The sequence below is a fragment of the Pseudomonas luteola NBRC 103146 genome, assembly GCF_002091675.1.
GTDB lineage: Bacteria > Pseudomonadota > Gammaproteobacteria > Pseudomonadales > Pseudomonadaceae > Chryseomonas > Chryseomonas luteola.
Window position 1 is genome coordinate 1 of the sequence record NZ_BDAE01000024.1, and the last position, 19,882, is coordinate 19,882.

General features: G+C 56.3%; 17 protein-coding genes and 3 tRNA genes. All 20 read right to left on the reverse strand.

Going from position 1 to position 19,882, the window contains the following annotated elements:
• Nucleotides 1–83: 83 nt before the first annotated feature.
• The 20 genes from PLU01S_RS20335 to PLU01S_RS20430 all read right to left on the reverse strand — a co-directional run bounded on the left by PLU01S_RS20335 (nucleotide 84) and on the right by PLU01S_RS20430 (nucleotide 19,862).
• Nucleotides 84–1,049 (reverse strand): tRNA dihydrouridine synthase, encoded by a 966-nt coding sequence (locus tag PLU01S_RS20335; protein WP_074823833.1) that lies wholly within the window; start codon nucleotides 1,047–1,049, stop codon nucleotides 84–86.
• 17 nt (nucleotides 1,050–1,066) lie between these two features.
• The gene (locus tag PLU01S_RS20340) at nucleotides 1,067–1,504 is read right to left on the reverse strand and encodes an acyl-CoA thioesterase (RefSeq protein WP_019365431.1); all 438 of its coding nucleotides are present in this window, start codon (nucleotides 1,502–1,504) and stop codon (nucleotides 1,067–1,069) included.
• A gap of 82 nt (nucleotides 1,505–1,586) precedes the next feature.
• Nucleotides 1,587–1,663 (reverse strand) — tRNA-Arg (locus PLU01S_RS20345).
• Between the two features lie 68 nt (nucleotides 1,664–1,731).
• A tRNA-Arg gene (locus PLU01S_RS20350) sits at nucleotides 1,732–1,808 on the reverse strand.
• 108 nt (nucleotides 1,809–1,916) lie between these two features.
• Nucleotides 1,917–2,007: transfer RNA gene (locus PLU01S_RS20355), tRNA-Ser, on the reverse strand.
• A gap of 59 nt (nucleotides 2,008–2,066) precedes the next feature.
• The gene (gene csrA, locus PLU01S_RS20360) at nucleotides 2,067–2,252 is read right to left on the reverse strand and encodes a carbon storage regulator CsrA (RefSeq protein WP_010794953.1); all 186 of its coding nucleotides are present in this window, start codon (nucleotides 2,250–2,252) and stop codon (nucleotides 2,067–2,069) included.
• Nucleotides 2,253–2,417: 165 nt separating this feature from the next.
• Nucleotides 2,418–3,653 (reverse strand): aspartate kinase, encoded by a 1,236-nt coding sequence (locus PLU01S_RS20365; RefSeq protein ID WP_010794954.1) that lies wholly within the window; start codon nucleotides 3,651–3,653, stop codon nucleotides 2,418–2,420.
• 97 nt (nucleotides 3,654–3,750) lie between these two features.
• A complete protein-coding gene (gene alaS, locus PLU01S_RS20370; RefSeq protein ID WP_074823829.1) occupies nucleotides 3,751–6,375 on the reverse strand; it encodes an alanine--tRNA ligase in 2,625 nt (874 codons plus the stop codon).
• A gap of 120 nt (nucleotides 6,376–6,495) precedes the next feature.
• Nucleotides 6,496–7,500: a low-specificity L-threonine aldolase gene (gene ltaE / locus PLU01S_RS20375; protein ID WP_074823825.1), complete on the reverse strand. Its 1,005-nt coding sequence runs from the start codon at nucleotides 7,498–7,500 to the stop codon at nucleotides 6,496–6,498.
• Nucleotides 7,501–7,555: 55 nt separating this feature from the next.
• Complete coding sequence (gene astE, locus PLU01S_RS20380) at nucleotides 7,556–8,575, reverse strand: succinylglutamate desuccinylase (protein WP_074823822.1); 1,020 nt, start codon at nucleotides 8,573–8,575, stop codon at nucleotides 7,556–7,558.
• A gap of 28 nt (nucleotides 8,576–8,603) precedes the next feature.
• The gene (locus tag PLU01S_RS20385) at nucleotides 8,604–8,888 is read right to left on the reverse strand and encodes a hypothetical protein (RefSeq protein WP_010794958.1); all 285 of its coding nucleotides are present in this window, start codon (nucleotides 8,886–8,888) and stop codon (nucleotides 8,604–8,606) included.
• A gap of 8 nt (nucleotides 8,889–8,896) precedes the next feature.
• Nucleotides 8,897–10,243 (reverse strand): N-succinylarginine dihydrolase, encoded by a 1,347-nt coding sequence (gene astB / locus PLU01S_RS20390; protein ID WP_074823819.1) that lies wholly within the window; start codon nucleotides 10,241–10,243, stop codon nucleotides 8,897–8,899.
• Nucleotides 10,240–11,703: a succinylglutamate-semialdehyde dehydrogenase gene (gene astD, locus PLU01S_RS20395; protein WP_074823816.1), complete on the reverse strand. Its 1,464-nt coding sequence runs from the start codon at nucleotides 11,701–11,703 to the stop codon at nucleotides 10,240–10,242. Before astD ends, astB begins: the two co-directional genes overlap by 4 nt.
• Nucleotides 11,704–11,714: 11 nt before the next feature.
• Entirely contained in the window at nucleotides 11,715–12,725 is a 1,011-nt protein-coding gene (gene astA, locus PLU01S_RS20400) for an arginine N-succinyltransferase (protein WP_010794961.1), read from the reverse strand.
• Nucleotides 12,726–12,819: 94 nt separating this feature from the next.
• Nucleotides 12,820–13,836, reverse strand: coding sequence for an arginine/ornithine succinyltransferase subunit alpha (gene aruF, locus PLU01S_RS20405; protein ID WP_010794962.1), 1,017 nt, complete (start codon nucleotides 13,834–13,836; stop codon nucleotides 12,820–12,822).
• A 75-nt stretch (nucleotides 13,837–13,911) separates the two neighbouring features.
• A complete protein-coding gene (locus PLU01S_RS20410; protein WP_074823813.1) occupies nucleotides 13,912–15,132 on the reverse strand; it encodes an aspartate aminotransferase family protein in 1,221 nt (406 codons plus the stop codon).
• Nucleotides 15,133–15,408: 276 nt separating this feature from the next.
• Nucleotides 15,409–15,882: an outer membrane lipoprotein gene (locus tag PLU01S_RS20415; RefSeq protein ID WP_010794964.1), complete on the reverse strand. Its 474-nt coding sequence runs from the start codon at nucleotides 15,880–15,882 to the stop codon at nucleotides 15,409–15,411.
• A gap of 188 nt (nucleotides 15,883–16,070) precedes the next feature.
• Nucleotides 16,071–17,216, reverse strand: a complete 1,146-nt coding sequence (locus PLU01S_RS20420) for a glycerate kinase (RefSeq protein WP_010794965.1) — start codon at nucleotides 17,214–17,216, stop codon at nucleotides 16,071–16,073.
• A 49-nt stretch (nucleotides 17,217–17,265) separates the two neighbouring features.
• Nucleotides 17,266–18,624, reverse strand: a complete 1,359-nt coding sequence (locus PLU01S_RS20425; RefSeq protein ID WP_074823810.1) for a GntP family permease — start codon at nucleotides 18,622–18,624, stop codon at nucleotides 17,266–17,268.
• Between the two features lie 134 nt (nucleotides 18,625–18,758).
• The gene (locus PLU01S_RS20430) at nucleotides 18,759–19,862 is read right to left on the reverse strand and encodes a sugar diacid recognition domain-containing protein (RefSeq protein WP_074823806.1); all 1,104 of its coding nucleotides are present in this window, start codon (nucleotides 19,860–19,862) and stop codon (nucleotides 18,759–18,761) included.
• Nucleotides 19,863–19,882: the final 20 nt, after the last annotated feature.

The following is a 19,882-nucleotide window of genomic DNA, read 5'->3' on the forward strand; positions in this document are numbered from 1 at the left end:
GCTTCGGCGCCCTGCAGGATTCCATATAGGAATCCGCTCGCTTTTTTCAAGTGGTACGCCCGATGAACGGTAACTGAACTGGACTATGCAACCGAAGGAATTGAGGGCTGTAAGCCAAGCAGCGTATCGATCCGCTCGCATTCTGTCTCACGGCGTATTTCGCCAAACAACGTCAGCGCCTCCTCATAATTACGGGAAAGCATACCCAACCACTGCTTGAAACGTCCCGGCGCATAGCGTGGCGCCATCTTCTGGCGCGCTTTGAGCCAGAAAATCTGTAGCAGCGCGAACAGCTCTTCCCACTGCATAGGCTCAACATGCTCACCCTTGACGCTGGCCACTATCTGTCGCGCCAGGTCAGGCCGGGAAACCAATCCACGCCCCAACATAACTTCCGCGATACCGCACACCTCACGGCACCGCCAGTAATCCTCCAGCGTCCAGATCTCGCCGTTAGCCAGTACAGGAACGTCGACGACTTCCGCAACCCTGGCAATCCACTCCCAGTGAGCGGGCGGTTTATAGCCATCTTTTTTGGTACGGGCATGCACAACCAACTGTTGCGCCCCGCCAGAAACCAACGCTTGAGCGCACTCCAGCGCGCCTTCAGGGCTGTCATAGCCCAACCGCATCTTGGCTGTCACCGGGATAGACGAAGGCACGGCACGACGAACATGCGAGACAATCGAGTGCAACAGCTCTGGCTCGTTAAGGAGAATGGCACCGCCCTTGGAGTTGTTAACAGTCTTGGCAGGACAACCAAAATTCAGATCAATGACCGGAGCACCCAGCGTACAGGCGTACGCCGCATTCTCTGCCAGACAGACAGGATCCGACCCTAGGAACTGGACTCGCATGGGTACTCCCGCTCGCGTCATCGAGCCGCTTGCCAACTCCGGAGCGTATTTTTCATACGTTGCTAGAGGCAATAGCCGGTTGGTAATGCGAATAAATTCCGTGACACACCAGTCGATGCCACCTACCTGCGTTAGCAGATCACGCAGAATCTCATCAACCAGCCCCTCCATGGGCGCCAAAGCGATTTGCATGTAGACCTCTGGAACACTTAAAGCGAATCAGGCAGCGCCTGACCGTAACCCTGAATGAAAGCCTCAGGCATACGCCGCGGCTTGCCTGACGAGAGCTCTATACATACGAAAGTCGTGACTGCACGCAGCAAGGTCATACCATCGGACGGGCGCATCAGTTGAAAACGACGTGTCATACGTAGCCGCCTGTCCCAATCAGTCAGCCATGTTCCCAGCAGCAACTGATCACCTTCGAAAGCACTTGCGAGATAGTCGATCTCGTGCCGAACTACCGCCATGGCGCGGTCCAACCGGTGAAACTCGTCAACACCAAGTCCTAAACTACTTGAATGCTGCCAGGCACATTGTTCTAGCCAGGCGACGTAAACAGCATTATTGGCATGCCCAAGCGCATCGATGTCAGTCATTGATACCTGCAACGATATGACGAACGGATTTTCAAGTTCCCAGTTCATATAGCCTCGCCGGAACATGTCTGCGTAAGTTTTTCAGGGCACAAAAACAAAGGGCTTGCATTTCTGCAAGCCCTTTGGGGTATGGCGCGCTCGAGAGGATTCGAACCTCTGACCGCTCGGTTCGTAGCCGAGTACTCTATCCAGCTGAGCTACGAGCGCGCAACTTGGTGCTTTTATATCCAGATCACCACTGGTAAAACCGGGTGCTTGTTAAACACCCTTCAAAATGGCGCGCTCGAGAGGATTCGAACCTCTGACCGCTCGGTTCGTAGCCGAGTACTCTATCCAGCTGAGCTACGAGCGCGCTGAGGGTGCACATTATAGGCTCATATCTTTTTGAGTCAAGCGAATTTCTTAATAGAATCAGAGGGATAGAACTCTGAATCGCTTTTCCCGGAGCCTGTAACGTAAATGGCGGTGAGGGAGGGATTCGAACCCTCGACACCCTTTTGAGGTGTACTCCCTTAGCAGGGGAGCGCCTTCGGCCTCTCGGCCACCTCACCGCGACGGGGCGTAATATACGCGATTTTTTCCCGTATGCAAGCAAAAAGTTAAATAAAAATCAGATGTTAGGTTCTTGGTCCTTTTCCTTTTGAATTCGCTGGTAGATTTCCTCACGGTGAACCGCCACTTCTTTAGGAGCATTCACCCCAATGCGCACCTGATTTCCCTTAACTCCCAAGACCGTTACGGTCACTTCATCACCTACCATAAGGGTTTCTCCAACCCGTCGAGTTAGAATAAGCATTCCTTTTCTCCTTTCGTTCAGGACCACAGTCTGCAAAAAAATCAGGATCAATTACGGGAACCCGCGATCCTTACTGATCTATTGACCAATACCGCCAGAAAGAAAGTTCCGGCGGCATGATCAAATCGATGGAAGGCATCCAAAAACGCCCTCCAGAGAGATTGGCTATTCGCTTACCCGAGCAGGCGCATCGAGTTCGAAAGCCGTGTGAAGGGCACGTACAGCCAATTCCAGGTATTTCTCTTCGATAACGACCGACACCTTGATCTCAGACGTCGAAATCATTTGTATGTTGATACTTTCTTTAGCCAGCGCTTCGAACATTTGACTCGCCACCCCGGCATGAGAACGCATACCCACCCCAACGATTGATACCTTGGCGATCTTGGTATCACCGGTTGCCTCACGTGCGCCGATGGTCGCTGCCGTCTGCTTTAGGATTTCAAGCGCATTCTGGTAGTCGTTACGGTGTACCGTAAACGTGAAGTCCGTGGTGTTATCGTGCGAAACATTCTGCACGATCATGTCGACCTCAATATTGGCCGCACTGATGGGACCCAGGATCTTGAATGCAACGCCCGGGGTGTCTGGAACACCGCGGATGGTCAGCTTGGCTTCGTCACGATTAAAGGCGATGCCGGAGATGATCGGCTGTTCCATGGATTCCTCGTCATCAAGAGTAATTAGGGTGCCTGGACCCTCTTTAAAACTATGAAGTACGCGCAGAGGCACGTTGTATTTGCCTGCAAACTCAACCGAGCGAATCTGCAGAACCTTCGAGCCGAGGCTGGCCATTTCCAGCATCTCCTCGAAGGTGATCTTTTCAAGACGACGTGCATGAGGCACTACGCGCGGATCAGTGGTATACACACCGTCCACATCGGTATAGATCTGGCATTCATCTGCCTTGAGCGCAGCTGCAAGCGCGACACCCGTGGTGTCGGAGCCGCCCCGGCCCAAGGTAGTGATATTGCCCTGCTCATCCACGCCTTGGAAACCTGCCACAACCACGACTCGCCCTGCCTTGAGTTCGGCACGGATACGATGTTCGTCAATGCTGACGATACGCGCCTTGGTAAAAGCGCTATCGGTCAGGATCCGGACTTGTCCACCGGTGAAGGACACGGCCGGAACACCCCGCTTGGTCAATGCCATGGCAAGCATGGCGATGGTCACCTGCTCACCTGTTGACACCATTACATCCAACTCGCGCGGGTTTGGCTGCGGCATGATTTGCTTGGCCAGGTCGATCAGACGATTGGTCTCGCCACTCATGGCAGAAACCACTACCACAATATCGTCACCGGCTTCGCGAAACTTCTTGACCTTTTCGGCCACCTGTTCGATGCGCTCGACAGTACCCACCGAGGTGCCGCCGAACTTCTGTACGATCAATGCCATTTGATTGCTGCCTAACGCGAGGGCGCTCATTTAACAATTCAGGTATACACCTGCCAAGGGCTCACAGAGCGCGATGCGAGCCCCATCGCTTATTCAATCACAATCCCGCTTCGGCAAAGCTGCGGGCCAACTCAAGTGCACCTTCCAGCGCAGCCGGATCGGTACCGCCACCCTGAGCCATATCAGGGCGACCACCACCCTTCCCGCCCACATGCGCAGCAGCCTGCCTCATCAGATCGCCCGCCTTTAGTCGACCGGTCAGATCCTGGGTCACGCCCGCGACCAGCACGACCTTACCGTCTTGCTCGCCACCCAGCAGAATCACGGCAGAGCCCAGCTTGTTCTTGAGCTGATCGACCATGGCCATCAGCGCCTTGCTATCCAGCCCATCAAGGCGAGCAGCCAGCACCTTAACGCCCTTGATCTCGACGGCAGACCCCGCCAGGTCATTACCAGCTGCGCTGGCGGCCTTGGCCTTGAGCTGCTCAAGTTCCTTTTCTAGCTGACGGTTACGTTCAAGCACACCGGAGAGCTTATCGAGAACATTTTCACGACTGCCTTTGAGCAGGCCTGCCGCTTCCTTGAGCTGCTCTTCCGCCTTGTTCAGGTATGCCAGCGCACCAGCACCAGTTACCGCCTCGATACGGCGTACACCCGATGCCACACCGCCTTCACTGATGATCTTGAACACACCAATATCACCGGTGCGGGCAACGTGAGTGCCGCCACAAAGCTCAATGGAGAAGCCGTCACCCATAGTCAGTACGCGCACGGTATCGCCATACTTCTCACCGAACAGCGCCATGGCCCCTTTGCGCTTGGCGCTTTCGATGTCCATTAGCTCGATTTGAACCGTCGTGTTCCGGCGAACCTCGGTATTGACGATTTCTTCCAACTCCTTGAGCTGTTCAGGTTTGATAGCCTCGAAGTGACTAAAGTCGAACCGCAGACGCTGACTATCAACCAGGGAGCCCTTTTGCTGGACGTGATCGCCCAGCACCTGACGCAGTGCGGCATGCAGGAGGTGAGTCGCCGAGTGGTTAAGTGCCGTAGCCTGGCGCACAGAGGCGTCGACTTGTGTTTCCAGCGTCTCGCCTACCTTGAGCGTACCAGCGGCAACCAGGCCATGATGCAGGAACGCACCGCCTGCCTTGGTGGTGTCACGCACATCGAAACGCTGGCCGTCAGCGAACAGATAACCGCTGTCACCCACCTGACCGCCCGACTCGGCGTAGAAAGGTGTCTGATCAAGCACCACGACACCCTCGTCACCTTCAACCAGTTGAGGCACCGGGCTGCCTGCCTTGAACAGCGCAACGATCTTGCCACTACCGGCGTGACTGTCATAACCCGTGAAGAGCGTCTCGCCCTCGACTTTGACCAGACTATTGTAGTCCACACCAAACGAGCTGGCCGAGCGGGCCCGCTCACGCTGAGCTTCCATTTCACGCTCAAACCCTTCCTCATCCAGGGTCAGGTTGCGCTCACGTGCGATGTCGTTTGTTAAATCAACGGGGAAGCCGTAGGTGTCATACAGCTTGAACACCACATCACCCGGGATCACGTCGCCTTCAAGGCCAGCCAGATCCTGCTCCAGAATCTTGAGGCCCTGCTCCAAGGTTTTGGCAAATTGCTCTTCCTCGGTACGTAGCACGCGCTCGATATGTGCCTGCTGATCCTTTAGCTCAGGGAATGCCTCGCCCATTTCAGCCACCAGGGCCGCCACGATCTTGTGAAAGAACGTACCCTTGGCGCCGAGCTTATTACCGTGACGGCAGGCACGACGGACGATACGACGTAGTACATAGCCGCGACCTTCGTTGGAAGGCAGTACACCATCGGCAATCAGGAAGCCACAGGAACGAATGTGGTCGGCTACAACCTTGAGCGAAGGCGCGTCATCATTGGCGCAGCCGATTGCCTGCGCAGAAGCCGCCAAAAGATTCTTGAACAGATCAATTTCGTAGTTGGAGTGAACGTGCTGCAGAACGGCACTGATACGCTCAAGCCCCATCCCCGTATCCACACTGGGCGCCGGCAACGGGTGAAGAACCCCGTCAGCCGTACGGTTAAACTGCATGAATACGTTGTTCCAGATCTCGATATAACGATCACCGTCTTCTTCTGGCGAGCCGGGTGGACCGCCCCAGATGCCTTCACCATGGTCGAAGAAGATTTCTGTGCAAGGGCCGCAGGGACCTGTGTCGCCCATTGCCCAGAAATTATCCGAGGCGTAAGGAGCGCCCTTGTTATCACCGATACGAACCATGCGCTCGGCAGGCACGCCAATGTCCTTGGTCCAAATGTCGTAGGCTTCATCGTCGGTGGCGTAGACGGTAACCCAGAGCTTTTCCTGCGGCAGACCCAGCCACTTGGGTGAGGTCAGGAATTCCCACGCATAACTGATGGCGTCACGCTTGAAATAGTCGCCAAAGCTAAAGTTACCCAGCATCTCGAAAAAGGTATGGTGACGTGCTGTATAGCCGACGTTTTCCAGGTCGTTATGTTTACCGCCGGCACGTACGCATTTCTGACTGCTGGTCGCACGGGTATAGGTGCGCTTTTCAAGGCCGAGGAAACAGTCCTTGAACTGGTTCATGCCTGCATTGGTGAACAGCAGGGTTGGGTCGTTCGCGGGGATCAGCGAACTTGAGGCCACTCGAGTGTGCCCCTTCTCTTCAAAGAAGCGGAGGAAGGCTTCACGGATTTCTGCGCTTTTCATAAATTCTTCCAGACAGATACAGGGCTACAGCGCGCCAGCAAAGTCTTGCAGTATATCGGGACGGAGCGCCGGCTGTCGTCAATTTGCGATATAGGCGTTGCCTATTTGATTCAAGTGGATTCAGGCCTTGCGATAGGCGGCGAATGCTTCCAGCACGGTTTCAATGTTTGCGCTGGACACATCCAGATGCGTCACCAACCTTAACCGTGCGGCCGGGCTGACTACAATGCCTCTTTCTCGCAGAAAAGAAGCGAGTCTGGGAGCCTTGTCACCCGCGGCAAGGTAAACCATATTGGTCTGCACCGGCTCGACAGTGTAGCCCAGCTTTTCAAGTCCTTCAGCGAGGCGAGCTGTGTTGGCATGGTCTTCTGCCAGTCGGGTCACGTTGTGCTGAAGCGCGTAAAGTCCTGCTGCCGCCAGGACGCCCGCCTGGCGCATGCCGCCGCCAACGACCTTACGCCAGCGAATGGCCTTATCGATCAATCCCTGGCTGCCACACAGAACCGATCCTACTGGCGCGCCAAGACCTTTTGAGAGGCACACCGATACAGAGTCGAAGTGACGTGTAATGTCTTTTGGTGGAACGCCCAGCTTGACGACTGCATTGTAGAGACGGGCGCCATCCAGATGGAGTGCCAATTCATGCTCGTGGGTAAAGCGGCGTGCATCAGCAAGATAGCTCAGGGGAAGCACCTTGCCGTGCATGGTGTTTTCCAGCGCCAGAAGGCGGGTACGTGCAAAATGAAAATCCCTGGGCTTGATGTAGGACGCTACGCGATCCAGATCCAGGCTTCCGTCAGCCTCCATCTCGACTGGCTGTGGCTGGATCGAGCCCAGAACAGCGGCCCCACCGCCTTCATATTTATAGGTATGCGCCAGCTGCCCTACCAAGTATTCATCACCTCGCTCGCAGTGCCCCATCAGCCCCAGCAGGTTGCTCATGGTCCCACTGGGCACAAACAAACCAGCCTCGAAACCCAGCTCATCTGCCAGATAATGCTGCAACTTGAGAACGGTAGGGTCCTCACCGTAGACGTCGTCCCCCACCTCAGCCTTCGCCATGATGTCGCGCATCGCTGGCGTAGGCTGGGTGACGGTATCACTTCTCAAATCGATGAGGCTCATGCAAACAGCTCCGGAAAGAGAAAATCCCGATGCTAATGCAAAGCCGCCTCGAAAATCACGAATTGTCTAAAGCTTTGGTTGGAACGATCAAAATCCCTGCGCGCAGACCGGGTCTTACGTTGGGATTTGGAAAGATGATCCTGGCGTCCGTTTCAGTGACTATCCACTTTTGAGAACCATCCTCTGCAAGCAGATAGCCTTCGGGCAGTGGACTGAAATTCGCGACATCGTCAGCCAGATGCAGGCGAAACGCTTCACTCTGCTTGATGATTTCTCGCGATACGTGAAACACCTTGAGCCGCTCCAGTGTTTGCGGCAACTCGGGCTCGCACTGCTCAATGATAGCCTTGAGTCGGGACTCGAGCTGACTGACATCGACTCCGGCATTCTGACCGAATGGACGAGCCTTTCCCAACTCAAGCGTAAAGGCTTCAGCCTGATGGGCCGCGTAGCTGTAAGCGCTGAAGGTGATACCAGGCTTGCTCTGCAATAGCACAGCGTCAATACCGGCGGCTTCGAGCCTGGCCATCTCGGCCTGCGAGTGCTCTCGCCCCTCGCTCCAGGGATACAGCGCAAACCGCTCAATGGCCGAACCACGGATCGCCGTATGCAGATCGTAATGCAGTCGAGCCCTGTCCGGCTCGCTGAAAAAGTGTGCGACCAAGCGCTCCAGCTGATCGGCCCGCTGAGCTTCGAATCCTGACGTCAGCACATGCTTACCGTTGAACAGGCGATTCATATCCTGCTCGACAAAGCGAACATTGCGCCGCATGGCTTCAGGATTGCCCAGAAGAAAGAGAATGCGAACACGAGGCTTTATCTCACCTCTCGCAATGCGTTTGAGCAGCCGATCCAGCATTTCGATAGGTGCTGTCTCGTTGCCGTGAATACCGGCTGAAAGCAGGAGGTCGACCCCTGCATCCGTTCCATTGGACGGCTTGACGAGCAAGGCGCCCTCACTCAACCACTGCAAGCGAATACCGCTGGAGGTGACCTGGATTTTTTCGGCTGGCTCTCGGCCAGCCAGTGTGAGTTCAAGCAGTTTGCCCAGAGAAAGACCGTACTGTTCCGTCATGATGATCCTGGCTGGCAAGTAGTGTTAGTCAGTGATCATGCCCACAACCACAATCTGGACCATGCTCATGGTCCTCTTCGACCGGCTCCAGACTGAGCGCCAGTCCAAACTGGTTCACTGCCTGCGGGCGTAACCCCAGTACCGGGGTCTCAGCCTCATCTTCAAAGGACTCGGCATAGATCGTAAGCCCACCCTGTCCGTCTGGCTCCAGCCAGAGGTCACGGCCATTGATTTGAACAGCAACGCGGGCAGCACGCGCTTCGCGGCGCTCGCCTTGGGTGTCTTCGAGAATAAGGGACAAGCTTTCGATCATGTCTGTACTCAATCGATCTGGAATGGATAAACCGAACCCAGCTTTAAGATTTGTGTAAGCTCATCCAGGGCTGTTCGGCACTCGAGTAGTAGCTGCGGATCAGCCAGATCAGATACGTTAAGGCGATCCCGGTAGTGAGTATCTACCCAGGTTACCAGTCGTGTATAGAGCTCGGACGTCATCAGCACACCAGGATTGACAGCTTCAAGCTCTGTCTGCTTCAGCGCTACACGTAGCCGTAGACAGGCTGGCCCCCCACCGTTCTGCATGCTCTGTTTGAGGTCGAATACCTTGACCTCGCGGATAGGCCCATCACTTTTGACGAGCTGATCCAGATATGTCCACACCTGAGCATTCTGGCGGCACTCTTCAGGCACGATCAGTAATGTCTGGCCATCCGGCTTGAGCAGCAATTGGCTATTGAACAGGTAAGACCGTACCGCGTCATTGACGCTTACCTGACTACGGGGTACGCATACGGCGCGCAGCGTTCCGCCACGTCGAGCCAGCTTGTCGGTCAACTCCTTGAGCACGTGATCGCTTTCGAGGAAAGCATCCTCGTGATAGAACAATACTTCAGCATTGCCCACCGCGATCACGTCATTGTGGAAGACCCCCTGGTCGATGACTTCAGGATTCTGCTGAGCATAGACCACACCCTCTTCCGTCAGTCCATGCAGCCGCGCTATGGCCTGGGAGGCTTCCAGGGTTTGACGCGCCGGATAACGCTGCGGCGCCGGGTAGCGGTTGTCGAAAGCACTCCGACCAAACACGAAGAACTCTACGCCAGCCTCGTCATAGTCGCGGCAGAAACGTGTGTGGTTGGCAGCCCCTTCATCACCAAACTGGTTTACGGCCGGCAAGGCCGGATGATGCGCAAAATGCGTTTCATCACGAAACATGGCTGCCAGTACACGGCTGGTCGTAGGGTGCTCGATGCTACGATGAAACTTACTGTTCAGGTTGGCTGCCGTGAAGTGCACCCGTCCATCTGCCGTATCTGCGCTAGGACTGATGGTAGCGGCATTGGCCGTCCACATTGAAGAAGCAGAGCTGACCGAGGCAAGCAGCGGCAAGGCTTCCCTGGCGGCGCGCTCTATGACCTGAGCATCTGTCCCGGTGAAGCCCAACTGGCGCAACGCAGCAACGTGGGGACGCTCCTGAGGCGCGAATACGCCCTGTTTGAAGCCGAGCTCCATCAACGCTTTCATTTTGGCCAGCCCCTGGCGAGCGGCTTCGCGAGGATTCGAAGTGAGCTGCCCATTGCTTTGAGAGGCTACGTTTCCATAGGAAAGCCCACCATAGTTATGGGTCGGGCCGACCAATCCGTCAAAATTGACTTCATAAGCGTTCATAGATGGACTCCAGGCAACAGTGTTGCCGGTAAATCAAGCGTGTCGGCTTCCAGCGAGGCGACCGGATAAGCGCAGTAGTCCGCCGCATAATAAGCGCTGGGACGATGATTGCCGGAAGCGCCTATACCACCAAAGGGAGCACTGCTGGCAGCGCCTGTCAAAGGCCTGTTCCAATTGACAATGCCCGCGCGCGACTCGATCAGGAATTGTTCGTACCTCGCGCTGGATGACGAGAGCAAGCCTGCCGCCAGGCCAAAGCGGGTAGCGTTAGCCTCGCGTACAGCCTCGTCGAAGCTCTCATAGCGAATGACTTGCAGCAACGGCCCGAAGAACTCCTCGTCAGCACGATCGGCAACGCTGGTCACATCCAGAATGCCAGGCGTGAGCAAAGCGTTCTCAGCGTTGGGCTGAGTCATGGTCAGTAGCGGCATTGCACCCTTGGCCAGGAAACGCTCTTGTGCTTCAAGTAGCTGGCGGGCAGCGTCCAGAGAGATCACAGCCCCCAGGAAAGGAGCCGGCTCTTCATCAAACCGTCCTACTTGCAGCCTGGCCGCTGCCTGTACCAGACGCTCCAGAATGATGTCGCCCTGCTCCGTATTCGGTACTAACAGACGGCGTGCACAGGTGCAGCGTTGCCCGGCCGAAATGAAGGCAGACTGTACAATATTATAGACCGCTGCATCGATCTGATCGACCGTGTCGACCACCAGCGGATTATTCCCTCCCATTTCAAGCGCCAGGATCTTGTGGGGAGCACCAGCAAACTGTTGATGGAGCAAGGCGCCCGTCCGGCTTGAACCCGTAAAGAACAGCCCATCGAGGTCAGGCTGCGCAGCCAAGGCAACACCAGTAGCGCGAGCCCCTTGCACCAGGTTGAGTACACCTTCCGGTAACCCCGCCTCGATCCAGCACTTGACCGTCAGCTCGGCGACAGCAGGCGTCATCTCACTGGGCTTGAAAACAACAGTATTTCCTGCCAGCAAAGCCGGCACGATATGCCCGTTGGGTAAGTGGCCTGGGAAGTTATAAGGACCAAATACCGCAACAACACCATGGGGCTTGTGTCGTAGCCGCGTTCTAGCCTCGCCCAAGACGCCCGCCTTTTCACCCGTGCGCTCATGGTAGGCCTGAATCGAGATGGCCACCTTGTTTATCATACTGGTGACTTCTGTCGCAGCTTCCCAAAGAGGCTTGCCGGTTTCCACACCAATGGTATTGGCCAGTTCCTGACTACGCGTCTTGAGTGTTGCTGCAAAGGCTTCGAGCACCTTGATACGCTCGTCCAGCGGCTTGCGAGCCCATGCAGGAAAAGCGGCGCGAGCAGCGGCTACAGCGTCCGATACCTGCTTGTCAGAGGCTTCGTTTCCATGCCAGATCACGGTTTGCCCGACAGGGTTGAGCGAAGTGAATTCGGCGCCTTCGCCAGCCAGCCATTGACCGCCAATGTAATGCGTACTCATGTCGTTTTCTCCTAGGGCGCTACTGACACTGCGCGGACCTGAGCGCCAGCAGACAGCTGCAGCCTTCTCGCCGTAACAGGGTCAACCACCAGTGTTCCAGAGGCTACCCGTGCAGGTGCAGCGGTAATTCGGCAGCCTTCTCGCTTACGGTTGTGAATTACATAGGGCTGGGCATCTTCGCCCGGCGTGCCGATGGACAAAACGAGTATCTGGCTATCCCGAATGGCACGAACCTTGTCGGTTTCGCATTCAATTGCCGGGCCCGCGTCGAAGATGTCCACATATCCCTGGTAGGCAAACCCTTCTGCATTGAGCATGCGAAGTGCAGGCTCGGTATCAGGATGGACGCGACCAATGACAGCCCGTGCTTGCTCTGAAAGGAAACACGTGTAAAGCGGAAACTTGGGCATGAGTTCGGCAATGAATGACTTATTGCCCACACCGGTCAGGTAATCCGCTTGAGAAAACTCCATCTTGAAGAAGTTACGCCCCAGGTTTTCCCAGAAAGGCGAAAGTCCTCGGCTGTCTGACACCCCACGCATTTCTGCGATCAGCTTATCTGAGAACAACGAGCGGAACTCGGCGATGAACAGAAAGCGCGCCTTGGACAACAGACGGCCGTTCAATCCGTTACGATGACCTGCGTGCAGAAATAACGAGCAGAGCTCCGAATTACCGGTCAGGTCATTGGCCATGAACAGCGTGGGAATCTGCTGATGGATATTGAGTTCGCGAGAGGCACTGACTGTCAGCCCCACCCGGTAGTTATACCAGGGCTCACGTAAACCTACGGCGCCGGCAATACCGGAAATACCGATAACGGTGCCGTCGTCCTGCTCGAGTACGAAGAGATAATCCGCATCGGCACGCTCGACGTCGCCGCGGAAGGTTTTTTCAGCCCATTCCACCCGGTGAGCCAGACGCTCTTCACTGGCAGGCAAAGTGGTAAGCCCGGCGCCTGTAGTGCGCGCAAGCTCGATTAGCGCGGGCAGATCCGCGCGGGTGACAGGACGAATGATCATATTCCCTCCGATGACCCAGGCCGGCGCTTCGCCGCGCCTGCGTCTGACGTGCCCTGGGCACGCACTACTCTCATGACGACAGCACGTATCATGGTTAAACAGCGACGAGCCGTACGGTATCGCCAGCCTTGACGTTGAGTGCGGCGGCGGCGGCACTCGACAGAACTGCCGGCGCTCCTGGCTCCCAATCGAGCTCGTGAACAATGGCACGGAAGTCCTGTAGCAGATCATTGCTGATCAGATAGGCACGGTTGCCGTCGACCGCATCCTGCACCTCCACCGCGACCACATGACTCCCTGCCATCGAACGGATGTTGTTGGTACGCGCATGCAACGTCGGACCGCCATCGAAAATATCGACGTAATTGTCAGTTTCGAAGCCTTCGCGGGTCAGGATATCGAAAGTGATCTGCGCACGTGGATGAACCTGGCCAATGGCCTCTTGGGCGGCATCTGTCAGCAACGGCACATAGATCGGATAGATCGGCATCAGCTCGGCCAAAAAAGTGCGACTCTTGGCACCGCAGATGCGCTCCGCTTCGGCATAGCTCACATCAAAGAAGTGACGGCCTACTGAGTCCCAGAACGGCGAATCGCCCTGCTCGTCACTCATGCCTACGATTTCGACCACGACAGACTCGGCAAATCGCTCGGGATGACCAGCCATGAACATCAATCGACCCCGTGAATTGAGCTCGGCGATAGGGGTATCCAGAAAATCACGATCGATATAGAAGCTGCTCAGCACACTGTTGCCCGTCAGGTCATGGCAAAGTGAAAGCACATGCGTCTTATTGTGAATCTTGAGCTCACGCGAGGCATGGATAAAGGTCTCGTTGCGAAAGCTGTAAAACGGTTCGGAGAAGCCAGCCGTGGCAATGATGGCTGAACAGCCAACCAGACGCCCCGTGTCTGAATCCTCCAGTACGAAGAAATAACTTTCCTCGCCATTGAAGCTTACTTCGGCGGCAAAAGAGGCTTCTGAAACCCGGATCTTTTCCTTGAGCCGCTCGATGTCATCCGGCAAAGAGGTGACACCTACCGGACTGTCCGCGGCCAGATGCTGCACATGGGGCAAATCAGCTGCCCGAGCAGGTCGCATCACCAGCATGAAGTCACTCCTTCTAATTTTTCTAATTGAAATCGCTCTTGAATACCGTGGCGCCTCCCTGCGCCACGTTCAGGCTCAAGCCTGGGTAATGCGGGCCACAGCGCGCTCTAGTCGCGCTAGGCCTTCATCAATGTCAGCCTCGCTGATGACCAGACTGGGAGCAAAGCGGATGACATCCGGACCGGCCTGAAGCACCATCAGCGACTCCTCGTTGGCTGCCGTCAGCACTTCCTTCGCCCGACCTTTCCAGGGCTCGCTCAGCGGAGCGCCAATCAGCAGGCCCATCCCGCGAACACCGGAAAAGATGCCGTACTTGCTGCCCATGGCCTCAAGCGCGGTACGGAAACGGTTATGACGAGTCTTCACACCCTCTAAAACCTCAGGCGTGTTGACTACGTCCAGCAGGGCGGAACCGATAGCACAGCCGAGAGGGTTACCACCGTAGGTGCTGCCGTGAGTGCCTACCGAAAGATGTGCCGCCAGCTTGTCAGTTGTCAGCATTGCCGCCAACGGGAAACCGCCACCAATGCTCTTGGCTGTAGTCAGTACATCAGGTGTGATGCCGTAGTGCATGTAGGCATAAAGGTGGCCGGTACGGCCTACCCCACTCTGCACCTCATCGAATACAAGCAGTGCGCCATATTGGTCGCACAGGTCACGTGCGCCTTGCAGATACGCCTGGTCACCCGGCAGTACTCCACCCTCGCCCTGGATGGGCTCGAGCACGACCGCACAGGTCTTTTCGGAGATGGCCGCCTTGAGTGCGTCCAGATCGTTATAAGGCACATGGGTGATACCTTCGATCTTTGGACCAAATCCTTCGGAATACTTGGGTTGCCCGCCCACGCTTACCGTGAACAGTGTGCGGCCATGAAAGCTGTTGGTTGCAGCAATGATTTCATAACGGCTTCCGCCACTGACGTCATGCCCATAACGACGGGCCAGCTTGAACGCAGCCTCGTTGGCTTCTGCGCCGGAGTTGGCAAAAAACACCCGATCGGCAAAGGTAGCGTCAACCAGCTTGCGAGCCATGCGTAATGCAGGCTCGTTGGTGTAGATGTTGGATACATGCCAGAGCTTGTTAGCCTGCTCCATCAAGGCCTGCATCAGGGCGGGATGACCGTGCCCCAGTGCGTTAACCGCAATGCCGCCGGAGAAGTCGATCAGCTCACGCCCGGCCTGGTCCCAGATGCGTGAACCTTCGCCTCGGACGGGAATGAATGCGGCGGGCGCATAATTGGGCACCATGATCTGGTCGAAGTCGGTGCGTTGCACCGAGAACTGCGGAGCAGACATCGAAAATTCTCCTGCCTGTTGTGGGCTAGCGATGGAAGGATTGTAGGGAGTAGATCACGCCGGGCATTGCCGCTATGCGACAACTATTTACAGCGCACAACCAGCCAGCGGAGCGGCTTACAGATATGCGACAGAAAACATCGGCAATACGCAGTCTAGGGTGTACGGAGAAATGCGGGAAGCATCAGTAGATGCTCATCTTTAATGCACAGCTAGGCAACAATGAGTGAAACGCTGAAATAATGGCCGCAGAAACGCTTTCTGCGACCACTGATCTTACTGGGCAGAATTAGGTGCCACACGGCTGGTGCCGTTCACTGTCACGATGCGTACGCGCTCGCCCACCCGGAACACCTCTCCCTTGCTGACTTCCTGTACATAGGCACGGGTGCTGCCGTCGTCTTCACGTACCGTCACTTCTACCCCGTTGGCACGAGTAAAACCTTCTTCGGTAGCGGCACCAAGCAGGCCGCCTGCTACGGCGCCCACGATAGCGGCGACATAGCTACCCCGACCGCCACCTACGCCACTGCCGGCGATACCACCTACCGCCGCACCGGCACCTGCGCCGATGGGGGTCTTGGTTCCTTCAATCTTAACGGGGCGCAAGGCTGTGATGGTCCCCATGCGTACGGTCTGAACCTGACGAGCCTCATCGCGTGAGTACACGTCACCGGTCTGGCTGGATACGCACCCGGCCAGCAGCGCGGAGGCAGTCAGTGCAGTAATAATTTGAGTGGTCTTGTTCATCATTCAACTCCAGTTCCTACAGGGCTGTTCTCGGCGGAACCCTATGGTGGACCCTCCGCCTTACAGGAATGTTCAGCTTTTATCATCCTCTCATATGGCCTCAAGGCAAACGGTTGAATCTTTTGATCCAGACAGCTTTCGTTCATCCGCTTCGCTTGCTTTACCTGAAATAGGACGACTCATCCTGTTCAACCTTCGCGTGATTGCCGGGCCAGACGCCAGACACGAGCAAGGTCGGTTGCGCGCGCGCGTAGCTCCTGTGCGGCGGTCCGACAGGCCTGCTCCAGCGTGACAGGGCCAGGCACCAGACTGAATGCTGCCTCAATTCCTGCCTCATATACCTGCTGGTAGTGCGCACCCAAGCTACCCACTAATGCAATGACAGGCACATCAGCCTCACGGGCGACCCTGGCAACTCCTATGGGCGTCTTGCCATGCAGGCTTTGGTAATCCAGTTGCCCCTCTCCGGTAATGACTAGATCCGCGTCCCGGAGCGCCTCTGCCAGCCCGGAAACTTCTGCAACCAGCTCGACACCCGATCGAAAATGCGCCTGAAGAAAGGCCCTAGCAGCAAAACCCAGCCCCCCTGCCGCTCCCACTCCTGGAAAGCAACTGTGATCTTCCCCGAGTACTTGAGCTGCAACCTGAGCGTAATGCCCAAGTGCTGCATCCAGCACAGCGACATCCTCAGGCGTTGCGCCCTTCTGAGGGCCAAAGACATGGGAGGCACCATGAGAGCCACACAAGGGGTTATCGACATCGGCAGCCACATCGATCTGAACGGTAGCAAGACGCTTATCCAGGCCGTTCAGCTCAATACGGGCAAGTTCGGCTAACGCAGCGCCCCCTGGCGGCAAAGGCTGACCATGTTTATCCAGGAACTTGACTCCCAAGGCGTTCAGCAACCCCGCACCGCCATCATTCGTAGCGCTGCCACCCAACCCCAGGATAATTCGTCGAGCTCCAGCATCCAGTGCAGCGCGGATCAACTCACCGGTACCGTAGCTACTGGCTCGTCTGGCATCCCGCTGCGCTTTTGGCACCCAGTGCAGGCCGCTGGCAGCCGCCATCTCGATCACGGCTGTCCCCTCGCCCAGCCATCCCCAGTGAGCCAATACCGGCTGCCCCAACGGTCCCTGCACGGTCAGCTCACGACGTTCTCCTCCAGTTGCAGCCAGCAAGGCCTCGACCGTGCCCTCTCCTCCATCGGCCATGGGTTTGAGTTCGATAGTGGCGGAGGGAAAAACCGCTCTCCAACCCTCTGCAATAGCCTGGGCGACTTCGGGTGCGCTCAGGCTTTCCTTGAACGAATCAGGTGCGATCACGAGTTTCATCAATGTTCTCCCGGCTGACGGTTCGCCTGTCGATGGGTATGGCTGCTCGTTACAGCAGGAAAAGACTTAAAAGCCATACCGTAGCCATCCCGGCAAGTCCTTGAATCAGGGTAGCGAGTGTCTGGGCACGGTACGCTGTGGCTACGCTCATACGGCTGAATTGAGTCACAACCCAGAAAAAGCTGTCGTTGGCATGTGAAACCGTCATCGCTCCAGCGCCGATCGCCATTACGGTCAACACACGCCCCATCTCACTGTCGAGTCCCAATTGGCCCAGCAGTGGTGCCACCAAAGCAGAGGTTGTCACCAGTGCGACCGTAGTCGAGCCTTGGGCTGTTTTCAGGGCGGCGGACACTACGAATGGCATGAACAGCCCAATCCCCAAGGCGGAAAGCGTGCTGCCAAGGTAATCGCCCAGTGGAGTGACTTTGAGCACGGCACCAAACGCCCCACCGGCGCCGGTAATAAGCAGGATGGGAGCCGCTGATAAGATGCCTTCAGCTACATGGTTCTGAAACTCCTGGCGCTTGTCATCGCCCTTGAGCAGCGAACAGGCCAGCACTAGGCCTACCAGCAGCGCCGGGACGGGTTGCCCAATAAAACCCAACAGCGTCAACACCGCCCCTTCTCCGAAAGGCTTGCTGGGAAAGGCAGCGATTGACCCCAGGCAAATCAATCCAATGGGAACAAAAATTGGGGCAAAAGCCTGCCAGGCGCTGGGAAGTACACCATAACTTTCACGTAATGCCGTGAAATCCGCCTGGGAAGGCATCGGCGTGCCATCGTCGACCAGCGGGATGTCTTTATCCAGGAAGCGGTTGGCCCACCAAAGCCCTGCCATGGCTGTCACGAATGACACGACAAGGCCAACGCCGATAACCAATCCGAGGCTTGCATCGAGCCCTAGATTACCTGCAGCCGCAATCGGCCCTGGCGTAGGTGGCACAAAGGTATGCGTAGCATAAAGGCCAGTCGCCAGGGCTACACTCATAGAAATCAGGGAGACCTTCATACGAGCAGCCAGAGCATTCTTAAGCGAGTTGAGAATCACGTAGCCGGAATCGCAGAATACGGGTATCGAAACCAAGTAACCGATGATCGACAAGGTCAGGGTTGGGAAGCGTTCGCCGAGTACGCGAATCACAGTTTCCGCCATGGTTATGGCCGCGCCGCTACGCTCCAGAATTACACCAATGATCGTGCCCAGCACAATGACGATACCGATATATCCCAGGATGCTGCCAAAGCCTGCTGTAAGGGTTTTGGTGATATCGGCGATGGGCACCTGATAGGCGAAACCGGCGAGAAAAGCCGCCAGGAGCAAGGCCAGAAATGGATGAAGCTTGAAGCGTGTGGTGGTCACGACGATGAATGCTATCAACGCCACCAGAATAAGGACGAGGCTCATGACAGGCTCCGGTTGTTATTGTGATCGGATAACTGTGGATGAGCTTATTGTGCTATCAGTTCCATGAGTTCCGCTTGGTACACAAGCACAAGATAAGCAGCTTATTTCACCCTATGTATTGTGCATCTGCACAATCAGACGCATTCCAGCAGACTGATTCCCAGCGACAGGTAAAGCCACTGCCCCAGCATATCGTGGCTGAGCCCAGTCAGCTCACAGATACGCTCGAGACGATAGCGCAACGTATTCCGATGGATATTCAAGGACGCGGCACAGGCAGATGCCTGCCCATGGTGCTCGCACCACGCCTGCAAGGTTTCTCGTAACACGCCATTTTCATCCTGCGCAAACAGCCGCTTCAATGGATCGAGCCACCCTTGCAAAAGCCAGCTCTGCCGCTGGCTGTAAAGCAGTGCCGTCAGCCGGTGCTCATCCAGTTTGAGTAGCCGCACATCAGGCAGGCACGCACGGGCATAGGCTTGCAGCAAGCGCAGTGATTGGCAGGCCTCTCGCAAGTCAACCAGACTTTCCAGCGGACCCGATGCTGTAACGCGTAATACGTTCAGCCCCTTGGCCTTTGCCTGATCAAGCCAGAGTTGTTCTTCATGAGGCCGCCCGAGCGGACGACACCAGAACCATTCCTGCATACCGACGGGGGCGCAAAAACTCTCCAGATTGGCAGACAACATGGCGCTCAACGCCTTAGCCGAACGGGAGTCTGAGGCCTCATTCAGCTCGATAAGGCATACCTGACGTGGCCAGCTCAGGGGTACCTGCTGTCGCTCAGCCTCAACAGAAAGCGTGTTCAGGCTTACCGAAGGGTCCAGCAATTGGCCGATCCAGCTGTCCAGTCGATGCCGCTGCCAATGACGCTCCAGATGCGATTGTCGCTGCTCCACCAACATTTCGGCCGCCATGCGGACCAGCTCGGCATATGGCCTGACAACCTCGGGCCTGCCCGTGATACCGAGGACCCCGATCAACCGCTCGGCATAGAGCAGTGGCATGTTGACCCCCGGCTTCACACCTCGCAGGCAAGAGGCGGCCTGATCGTCGATCTCGACGACTCGACTGTTGGCCAACACCAGCTGAGCGCCTTCGTGACGGGTATGCAATCGCAAGGGGTCACCGCTGCCGATAATCATGCCCTGCGCATCCATCACATTGACGTTGTAGGGAAGGATTGCCATGGAGCGATCCACAATGTGTTGCGCAAGGGTTGAATCAAGTTCAATCACGGCAATCCCTTCCTTTACAT